At 69.7% G+C, this 9099-nt stretch carries 14 protein-coding genes; 1 reads left to right on the top strand and 13 read right to left on the bottom strand.

Annotation, left to right across the window (positions count from 1 at the left end; translation table 11 throughout):
• Positions 1-39 precede the first annotated feature (39 nt).
• The 12 genes from acpS to Q0833_RS03620 all read right to left on the bottom strand — a co-directional run bounded on the left by acpS (position 40) and on the right by Q0833_RS03620 (position 8337).
• Complete coding sequence (acpS, locus tag Q0833_RS03675; RefSeq protein WP_298430373.1) at positions 40-441, bottom strand: holo-ACP synthase; 402 nt, start codon at positions 439-441, stop codon at positions 40-42.
• On the bottom strand, positions 438-1031 hold the full coding sequence (locus Q0833_RS03670) for a LysE family transporter (protein ID WP_298430371.1): 594 nt from the start codon (positions 1029-1031) through the stop codon (positions 438-440). The genes acpS and Q0833_RS03670 overlap by 4 nt, the downstream gene beginning before the upstream one ends.
• Complete coding sequence (locus tag Q0833_RS03665; RefSeq protein WP_298430369.1) at positions 1028-1453, bottom strand: hypothetical protein; 426 nt, start codon at positions 1451-1453, stop codon at positions 1028-1030. Before Q0833_RS03665 ends, Q0833_RS03670 begins: the two co-directional genes overlap by 4 nt.
• Entirely contained in the window at positions 1450-2193 is a 744-nt protein-coding gene (locus Q0833_RS03660) for a pyridoxine 5'-phosphate synthase (RefSeq protein WP_298430367.1), read from the bottom strand. The genes Q0833_RS03665 and Q0833_RS03660 overlap by 4 nt, the downstream gene beginning before the upstream one ends.
• Positions 2194-2272: 79 nt before the next feature.
• Complete coding sequence (locus Q0833_RS03655) at positions 2273-2962, bottom strand: DUF2062 domain-containing protein (RefSeq protein ID WP_298430366.1); 690 nt, start codon at positions 2960-2962, stop codon at positions 2273-2275.
• A gap of 25 nt (positions 2963-2987) precedes the next feature.
• Entirely contained in the window at positions 2988-5135 is a 2148-nt protein-coding gene (locus tag Q0833_RS03650; protein WP_298430364.1) for a bifunctional (p)ppGpp synthetase/guanosine-3',5'-bis(diphosphate) 3'-pyrophosphohydrolase, read from the bottom strand.
• A 19-nt stretch (positions 5136-5154) separates the two neighbouring features.
• Complete coding sequence (gene rpoZ, locus Q0833_RS03645; RefSeq protein WP_298430362.1) at positions 5155-5508, bottom strand: DNA-directed RNA polymerase subunit omega; 354 nt, start codon at positions 5506-5508, stop codon at positions 5155-5157.
• Positions 5509-5594: 86 nt separating this feature from the next.
• Complete coding sequence (folK, locus tag Q0833_RS03640; RefSeq protein ID WP_298430360.1) at positions 5595-6155, bottom strand: 2-amino-4-hydroxy-6-hydroxymethyldihydropteridine diphosphokinase; 561 nt, start codon at positions 6153-6155, stop codon at positions 5595-5597.
• A gap of 18 nt (positions 6156-6173) precedes the next feature.
• A complete protein-coding gene (locus Q0833_RS03635; protein WP_298430358.1) occupies positions 6174-6797 on the bottom strand; it encodes a trimeric intracellular cation channel family protein in 624 nt (207 codons plus the stop codon).
• 43 nt (positions 6798-6840) lie between these two features.
• Positions 6841-7305 carry a ribonuclease HI gene (gene rnhA, locus Q0833_RS03630; protein WP_298430356.1) on the bottom strand — a complete coding sequence of 155 codons (465 nt, stop codon included), beginning with the start codon at positions 7303-7305 and terminating at the stop codon, positions 6841-6843.
• A complete protein-coding gene (locus Q0833_RS03625) occupies positions 7298-7885 on the bottom strand; it encodes a bifunctional 2-polyprenyl-6-hydroxyphenol methylase/3-demethylubiquinol 3-O-methyltransferase UbiG (RefSeq protein WP_298430354.1) in 588 nt (195 codons plus the stop codon). Before Q0833_RS03625 ends, rnhA begins: the two co-directional genes overlap by 8 nt.
• A complete protein-coding gene (locus Q0833_RS03620) occupies positions 7882-8337 on the bottom strand; it encodes a DUF3429 domain-containing protein (protein ID WP_298430352.1) in 456 nt (151 codons plus the stop codon). Before Q0833_RS03620 ends, Q0833_RS03625 begins: the two co-directional genes overlap by 4 nt.
• 219 nt (positions 8338-8556) lie before the next feature.
• Here Q0833_RS03620 and Q0833_RS03615 point away from each other — a divergent pair, with 219 nt between their 5' ends.
• On the top strand, positions 8557-8796 hold the full coding sequence (locus tag Q0833_RS03615; protein ID WP_298430350.1) for an excalibur calcium-binding domain-containing protein: 240 nt from the start codon (positions 8557-8559) through the stop codon (positions 8794-8796).
• 54 nt (positions 8797-8850) lie between these two features.
• Here Q0833_RS03615 and Q0833_RS03610 read toward each other — a convergent pair whose 3' ends face one another.
• The gene (locus Q0833_RS03610) at positions 8851-8979 is read right to left on the bottom strand and encodes a hypothetical protein (RefSeq protein ID WP_298430348.1); all 129 of its coding nucleotides are present in this window, start codon (positions 8977-8979) and stop codon (positions 8851-8853) included.
• Positions 8980-9099 lie beyond the last annotated feature (120 nt).

Below are 9099 nucleotides of genomic sequence, written 5' to 3'. Positions count from 1 at the left end.
CGTGGGATGTCAACCGGGCCGCAGCGTGAACGCGACGGATCAGGCGTAGGGGCGCGCCTCGATCACCACGAAGGCCTGCGCCCAGGGGTGGTCGTCGGTCAGCGAGACGTGGATTACCGCCTCGTAGCCGTCAGGTGTCATCCGCTCCAGCCGCTCGGCGGCCCAGCCCGTGACCTGCATCACGGGCTGGCCGGTGCGCAGGTTGGTGACGTGCATGTCCTTCCACGCGATCCCCATCCGCAGGCCGGTGCCCAGCGCCTTGGAGCACGCCTCCTTGGCGGCCCAGCGCTTGGCATAGGTGCCGGCCACGTCCTTGCGCCCTTCGGCTTTGCGCTGCTCGGTCGCGGTGAAGACGCGGTTGCGAAAGCGGTCGCCGAAGCGGTCCAGCACGCCCTGAATGCGCTCGATATTGGCGAGGTCGGTGCCGATCCCGAGGATCATCGCGTGACCCCCTGCCGGATCAGTTCGGCCCCGGCCGCGCCGAAGATCAGCGCCACGCCCGTCTCGATGCCCCGGCGGGCGCGGGCGTAGAGACGGCGGGGAATATCGTGCGACATCAGGAGCGCCCAGAAGAGATAATTCGAAAGACCGATCGCCGCGCAGGCCACGGTCGCGAGGACCAGCGGGCCCGCGCCCGCCGAGGCATCGAGCCCGACGGCAAGCGCCGCGAGCCACGCGAGCACGGCCTTCGGGTTCGAGAGGTTGAGCAGAAGACCCGTGCGAAGCGGCGCGCGGATCGCCGCGGGCGCCGCGGCAGGGCCACGCGCGCCACGAAGGCCGCACCACGCGAGCCAGAGGAGGATCGCGCCGCCCGCAAGCCGCAGGGCGGTCATCGCCACTTCGGAGGCCGCGAGAATTGCGCCGAGACCCAGCGCCGCCGCAACGCCCCAGGCGGCCAGTCCGAGCGCCAGCCCCAACGCCATGCGGATCGCCGGGCGCGTCCCCTGCCCCATGGCGAGCACGGAAACGGCAAGATTGGCGGGACCGGGAGCGTAGGTGACGAGCGCGAAGGCCAGAAGGATCGCGGTCATGGTACGGTCACGGTGCCGGCGGCCTGATTGACAGTGAAGGTCACGAGGAGCGCGTCGCCCTCGTAGGTCAGTCCGGGGACCTCGACCGTCAGGCCGCGCGCGGGATCGTAGGTCGCGTGCGCCCGCTCCAGCGAGAGGCTGGTGAAGCCGAGACCCTCGCCTGCCGAGACGAGGCGACAGTCGAGGAACGGGTCGTCCGGCGGCGGGAAGGTCACCATGATGTGGAAGGCCGCGGCGGCGGGTTCGGTCGTGTCGAGCAGGACCAGCCGGATGGCGCCATTCGCGAAGGTCCGCGTGGCGTCGTCCCAGACGACGTTGCGGGCGCTGGCGATCCAGCTGTCGCAATCGCCCACCACCTGTGCGGCGGCGGGCGGGGCGATCAGGGCCAGCGCGACGAGCCCGCCAAGGACGCCCGCCCTCATGCCGCGCCCCGCGCGAGGTCCATCAGGCGGCGCATCTCGGCGATGGCGGCGGGCAGGCCGACGAACATCGCCTCGCCCATCAGGAAATGCCCGATGTTCAGCTCGACCACCTCGGGGATGGCGGCGATCGGGGCGACGTTGTCATAGGTCAGCCCGTGCCCGGCATGGACCTCGAGCCCGAGGTCGTGGGCCTGTGCCGCGGCGGCGGTCAGACGCTCCAGCTCGGCGGCGGCGACGTCATGGGCGCCCTCGGCCACGGCATCCGCATAGGCGCCGGTATGGAGTTCGACCACGGCGGCGCCGACTTGGGCGCTGGCCTCGATCTGGCGCGGATCGGCGGCCACGAAAAGCGAGACGCGCGCGAACTCGGCCAGGGGCGCGATATAGGCGGTCAGATGGGTCGCGTCGCCCGCCACCTCGAGCCCGCCTTCGGTGGTCCGCTCCTCGCGCTTCTCGGGGACGAGGCAGATCGCGTGGGGCCGGGTCTCGGTCGCGATGCGCGCCATCTCGTCGGTGGCGGCCATCTCGAAGTTGAGCGGGATGCCGATCGCGGCGCGGATGCCGGCCATGTCGGCGTCGCGGATATGTCTCCGATCCTCGCGCAGATGCGCCGTGATGCCGTCGGCCCCGGCCGCCTCGGCCATGCGGGCGGCGCGCACCGGGTCCGGGTTGTCGCCGCCCCGCGCGTTCCGCACCGTGGCGACGTGGTCGATATTTATGCCGAGGCGAAGGGGGGGCATGGGCGTCTCCGGTCTTTGCACCGGACCATAGCGGGCGCGGCGCGAGGGGAAAGGGGCCCGCGCGCTCGCAGCCCCCGTCTCAGGAAGCGCCCTGCCCCGGCTTTTCGCCCTTGGCGCCCTTGGCGGCGGCCTTCTCGGCGGCGCGGGCAGCGGCTTTGCGGCGGATTTCGTCGAGCTTCTTCTTCAACGCGCCGCGCCGCCGGCGCTGATAGGCTTCGATCAGCGGCAAGCTGACCGTATAGGCCGCGATGCCGGTGAAGATGCCGGGGATCAGACCGCCGACGAGCCACGGAAAGAAGATGTCGTTCCAGAAGATCTGCGTCGCGGTCCAGTCGACCGGGATTCCGCGCAGCGCGTACCAGGCGTTCCAGAAGAAGTCCTCGCCGGCGCGGAGGAACTTTCCGAAGATATTCTCATCGACCTCGCCCCGGATCTCGGTTCCGAGCATCCAGTGCCCCAGGTTGAGCGACACCACCCCGATCGGCACATAGGTCAGCGGATTGCCGAAGAACGTCCCCAGAAGCGCCGCCATGATGTTGCCGCGCAGGATGAATGCCACGAGCGCGGCCACGACGAAATGCAGCCCGTAGAACGGTGTGAACGTCGTGAAGACGCCCGCCATGATGCCCCGACTGATCTTGCGCGGCGTGTCCGGCAGGCGGCGCAGCCGGTGCTTGACGTAGAGCGCCGCCCGCTTCCATCCCCCCCGCGGCCAGAGCGCATGGAGAACGGTCTGCCAGACCGGCAATCTGTCACGGCGCTTGAACACTGGGCTCTCCGCGGCCTCCTCGGTCTCAGGCGGGGACGGACTTGTCGGTCGCCAGGCGGGTCGAATGCGCGCGATGCCGCCGGACCTGGGCCACATCGTTGTCGCTGTCGCAGGCCATGATGACGGCATGCAGATGCTCGCTGTCGCGGACCTCGACATCGATCAGCAGGCTGAAGAAGTCGGGCTTGCGGTCCTTGAAGCGCAGGTCCGAGATATTGGCGTTCTGCTCGGCAATCAACGTGCAGATTCGTCCCAGCACGCCCGGATCGTTCGAAATCGTCATGTCGAGCGTCACCGCATTGCGCGCCGCGTGGTGACCGGGCGACCAATGGATGTCGACCCAGCGCTCGGTCTGGTCCTCGAATTCGGTCATGCGCGGACAGTCGATGGCATGGATGGTGACGCCCCGGCCACGATTGGTGATGCCGACGATCCGCTCGCCCGGAAGCGGCTGGCAGCAGGGCGCGCGGTCGTAATGCGAACGCGGGTCGAGGCCGACGATCGCCTTCTCGGGCCCGACATCGGGGATGGGCCGGGTCTGCGACAGTTCGGGGAAGAGGACATCGATCATCGATCGCGCGCTGACCTCCGACGCGCCGATCGCCGCCAGCAGGTCCTCGCCATCCTCGTGGCCCATGGCGCGCGCCGCAGTGTCGGTGGCCTTGTCGGACAGGCGCTTGCCGGCATGGGCGAAGGCCGCGCGGGCCAGCTCGCGCCCCAGCCGCACATGCCCGCCACGACGTTCGGCCTTGAGGGCACGGCGGATCGCGGACTTGGCACGACCCGTGACCGCGATGTCGATCCAGGTGGCCTGCGGGCTCTGGGCCTCGGCGGTGATGACCTCGACAGACTGGCCGTTGCGCAACCGGGTCCAGAGCGGCACCCGCATCCCGTCGACCCGCGCCGACACCGTCCGGTGACCGATCCGCGTGTGGATGGCATAGGCGAAGTCGATCGGGGTCGCGCCTTTCGGCAGCTTCACGACGTCGCCCTTGGGCGTGAAGCAGAAGACCTGGTCGGTATACATCTCGAGCTTCACCGATTCCATGAACTCGGCATGGTCGGCGGCTTCCTCGAACCGCTCGGTCATATGCGCCAGCCATTCGGCGGGATCGACGGCGAAGCGGTTCTCGGCCCGCACGCCGTCGCGGTAGGACCAGTGCGCCGCGACGCCGCGTTCGGCGACCTCGTGCATCTCGCGGGTGCGGATCTGGACCTCGACCCGCTTGCCGTCGCGGCCAGACACGGTGGTGTGGATCGAGCGGTAGCCGTTCGATTTCGGCTGGCTGATATAGTCCTTGAAGCGACCCGGTACGGCACGCCAGCGCTGGTGGACAGCGCCCAGCGCACGATAGCAGTCGCCCTCGGAGGTGGTGACGATCCGGAAGCCCCAGATATCCGAGAGGCGGCTGAAGCCGATCTCCTTTTCCTCCATCTTGCGCCAGATCGAGAACGGGCGCTTGGCGCGACCCATGACGTTCGCCTCGAGCCCCGCGCGTTCCAGCTCAAGCTCGATATCGGAGGTGATGCGGCGGATGACGTCGCCGGATTCCTTCTGGAGCGAGACGAAGCGGCGCAGGATCGAGGTCCGCGCCTCGGGATTGAGGACGGCGAAGGCCAGGTCCTCCAGCTCCTCGCGCATCCATTGCATGCCCATGCGACCGGCCAGCGGCGCATAGATCTCCATCGTCTCGTGGGCCTTCTGCGCCTGCTTGTGCGGCTCCATGTGCCGGATCGTTCGCATGTTGTGCAGCCGGTCGGTCAGCTTGACGAGGATCACGCGCATGTCCTCGGACATCGCCATGAAAAGCTTGCGGAAGTTCTCGGCCTGCTTCGTTTCCGACGAGGTCAGCTCCAGCCCGGTCAGCTTGGTGACGCCGTTGACGAGCTTGGCGATCTCGTCGCCGAACCGGTCGGCGACATCGGCATAGGAGGCGCGCGTGTCCTCGATCGTGTCGTGCAGCAGCGCGGTCACGATGGTCGCATCGTCGAGCCGCTGCTCGGTCAGCAGGCTCGCGACTTCGACGGGATGGGTGAAATAGGGCTCGCCCGAGCGTCGGAACTGACCCTCGTGCATCTCGCGGCCGTAATCATAGGCCGCGCGGATCAAGGCGGTATCCGTCCGGGGGTTGTAGGCGCGCACCAGCGCGATCAGGTCCTCGACCTCGATCATCGCGCGCGCCTCCCGGTCGTTATTGCTGGCCTTGCGCCTCCATCAGCGCGCGCAGCAGCTTCTCCTCGGACATGTCGTCCTGAGCGGGGGCGTCCTTCTCGACGCCCATCAGCAGCGACATGCTCTCCTCCTCCGGCTCGTCGACCTCGATCTGGGTCTGATTCGACTCGATCAGGCGCTCGCGCAGGTCCTCGGCGGATTGCGTCTCCTCGGCGATCTCGCGCAGGGCCACGACGGGGTTCTTGTCATTGTCGCGGTCCACGGTCAGCGGGCTGCCGGTCGCGATCTCGCGGGCGCGATGCGCGGCGAGCATCACGAGGTCGAAGCGGTTCGGAACCTTGTCGACGCAGTCTTCGACGGTAACGCGGGCCATGGCAGCACCTTCTCAAGCGGATCGGAGAGGGCTTGACTTATGAGCATGTTCGGAAAACCGCAAGCCCCCGCGGCCCCGTCGCCGCATCAAACTCCGGGCCAGGGCATCGGCCGGGCGGCAGCGCGCGCGTGGCCCGGCAGCGCGGCCCACATCGCCGCCACGCTGCGCCCCGTCAGCGGGTGACACCAGTCGGGCGCGACATCGCCGAGGGGACCCAGAACGAAGGCGCGGTCCTGCAGGCGCGGATGCGGCAGGATCAGCGTCTCGGGCGCGTCGCGGGCCTGCGCATCCGGGTCGAGCCCGATCCAGTGCCGGACCGTGACCGGGTCGGGCCGCACGAGCTGGCCCGAGGCAATGAGGTCGAGGTCGAGCACGCGCGGCCCCCAGCGGCGGTCCCGGACCCGGCCCGCCCGCGCCTCGACGCGGGCCAGCCGCGCCAGCATCGCGGCGGCCGGGATCGGCGCGTGGATCACCGCGGCGGCGTTGACGAAATCGGGCCCCGCGCCGGGCGGCCAGGCGGGCGTGGCCCAGGCCCGCGACAGGGCGACAGCCCTGCCGATCCGGCCCACGGCGCGCAAGAGGACGCGGGCGTTGGCAGCGGGTGTCGCGCCCGTGTTGGCGCCCAGCGCGACGAGGTGCAACGTCATTGTGGTCCCTCCTCGCCGTCAGGGTCGCGGCGGTCGCGCGCGAAAGCTGGGCAGACGCCAGCCGAAGCGGATCGACCCGGCACGGAGCGCGAAGGTCACCGCGACGCAGGCTGCGAGCCCCACAATGGGCGAGCCGGTAAGCTCGCGCGCCGCCACCGCCGCGCCGCCGCCCGCCAAGGCCGCGGTGACGTAGAGTTCGCCCTGCTTGAGGACCAGCGGCAGCACGTTGCAGACCACGTCCCGCAAGAGCCCACCCATGCAGCCCGTGACGATCCCCATCACGACCTGCGTCCAGATCGGGTGCCCGAGCCCCTGGGCCACGCCGACGCCCGCCGCGACCGCCACCGAGAGCGCCACGGCGTCGAGCCAGATCAGCACCGTCAGCCGCGACACCAGCAGGTGATGCGTGAAGAAGACCGCCATCGCGGCGACCCCGGCGGTCGCGACGGGCAGCGGGTCGGCCACCCAGAAGACCGGATCCCGCCCGAGCAGCAGGTCGCGGGTCGTGCCGCCGCCCACCGCCGTCAGGCAGGCGATGAAGATGAAGCCGATCGGGTCGAGCTGGGCGCGCGCCGCCGTCAGCGCGCCGGTGATCGCGAAGACGAGGACAGAGGCGAGATCGAGAGCGATGAGCGCGGTCACGCGGACCTCGCCCCTGCCCTGCCCAGGCGGGCCCGGCGCGCGCTCACCCCGTACGTCCCGGCTTGAACGGCGCCATTCCGGCGCGGGCCAGCGCGTCGGCCCGCTCGTTCTCGGGGTGGCCGGCATGGCCCTTGACCCATTCCCAGGTCACGTCGTGGCGCGCCGCCGCCTCGTCCAGGCGGCGCCACAGATCCTCGTTCTTTACGGGCTTCCGGGTCGAGGTCTTCCAGCCATTCCGCTTCCAGCCATGCAGCCAGCCGGTGATCCCGCCCTTCACATAGGCGCTGTCGGTGATGACCGTCAGGGTCGAAGGCCGCGACAAAGCTTCGAGCACCGCGATGGCGGCCATCAGCTCCATGCGGTTGTTCGTCGTGTCGGCCTCGCCGCCCTTGAGCTCGCGCTCCTTGACGACCCTGTCACCGTCGCGGGCGATCAGGATCGCGCCCCAGCCGCCCGGCCCCGGATTCCCCGAGCATGCGCCGTCGGTATAGGCGAAGAGATCAGGCATGGGCGATCACCGTGATATAGCGGTCGAGCGTCCCGGCGAGACCCTTGGCGCGGCCGGTGCGCACTGGCCCGAGGGTCAGGCCCGCATCGGTCAGCCAGCCGGTCAGCTCGGGCTCCGTGACGTAGGAGTAGAAGCGCCCGAGAGCGTCGCGCCCCTCGCCCGTCCCGATCTTCATGGCGACGTAGACGGTGCCGCCTGGACGGCAGGCGCGGGCGATGCGGGCGATCAGATCGGGCAGGTCGGCGCGCCGGGCGTGAAGCAGCGAAAAGCTCGCCCAGATGCCGTCGAAGGCGTCATCGGCCATCAGGTCCGAGAAGCTGGCTTGCCGCGCCTCGACTCCGGGCCAAAGCCCTGCCCGGCCGACCATCTCGGCGGAGGCGTCCCAGGCCTCGACCGCGAAACCCTTGTCAGCCAGCCATCCGGCCATCGCGCCGGGGCCGCATCCGAGGTCGAGCACGCGACCGCCGGACGGCAGGTGGCGCGCGAATTCCTCGAGATCGCGGGGCACGGGGCCGCCGAAGGCATCGGCATAGGCCTCCGCCTTGGCGTCGTAGACCGCGATGGTTTCGCGGTCGGTCACAGCGCCACCGGCAGAAGGCAGGCCACGACCCCGGTGGTGAGAAGGAGCCGGAGCGCCATCCACCAGCGCGGCGCGAGCCCCTGGTTCCAGAAGAGCCAGTCCAGCCCGAGGAGGCCGACGAACCCTGCGATCAGCGCGATGGCCGCCGTGACGGGACCCCCGCCGACCATGAAGAACGCCCAAAGCGCGGGCAGCGTCGACAGCGCGTAGCCCGTGGCCGCGACCGACCCTTCGGCGCGGGTCGCGAAGCCCCAGAGCACGCCGGACATGAAAGACAGGATGATGGTGCCGTATTGCAGGCCAACGAACGGCGCCACGAACCGCCCGCCGAGCCACTCGTAGGTCAGCGCGTATGCGGCGGGGACGAACATCGTGACCACGCCCCAGAAGAACGGCAGCAGACCGGCGAGGCCGAGGATCAGGGCGGATCGGGGGATCGGTGCTTCGAACATGGGGCCGGGATGCCACGGGGCGCGGCGGCGTGGAACCCCGCGCCGGTTCGCGGCGGTGTAAGCGCGATCCAGGGCGATGCAGTCGGGCCTCTGGCGGTGCGGTTCTTCGGGGTGAACTCGTCGGCACCGTCTGGAAATGGTTAACAGCTCGTTTCCAAGCGATCCGCGACGGCTCTCTTCTCTGGCCCCGCGCGCGCCATTAACTAATCGTTAATGAATATGAACTTCGCACGCATGGCTGTGGCCACGATCTTCGCCGCGATCCCGCTCGGCGGCACGGTCGCGCAGTCCTGTCACAGCAGCTACGAGCTGGTCTGCGTGCCGGCGGGCGTCAGCGATGTCGACTGTGCCGGCGGCAGCGGGAACGGGCCCTATTACGTCCGTGGGCCGGTCCGGGTCGTGGGTTGGGACGAGTATCGTCTGGATCGCGACGGCGATGGCATCGCCTGCGAGCGCTAGGCGGGTCGGGCATTACCGGTCCCCGCCGGGGGGCGGCGAGAACCGGGAACGACGTCACATCAGCATGTCGATGCGCACGGCCGGGGCCTGCGCTCCGGCGAGGACGGAGACCGTCGGGACGGCGATGGTGGTCAGAAGCAGCGCGCCGAGAAGGAGCGCGGGGATGCAAAGCGAATAGGGCATGGCAGGTGCCTTTCCTGGGATGTGCCCGGCGGGATGCCAGAGCTCTTGCCAGACAAGATGTCGCACCCGCCCCACACGTTCAAACCACGTTCCGTCACGGCTCGGCGAGGTGCGCGTGAG

It is taken from the genome of uncultured Jannaschia sp., assembly GCF_947503795.1.
GTDB lineage: Bacteria > Pseudomonadota > Alphaproteobacteria > Rhodobacterales > Rhodobacteraceae > Jannaschia.
The sequence above is the reverse complement of the archived record's forward strand: the minus strand, read 5'-3'. Positions and strand labels throughout refer to the sequence as shown.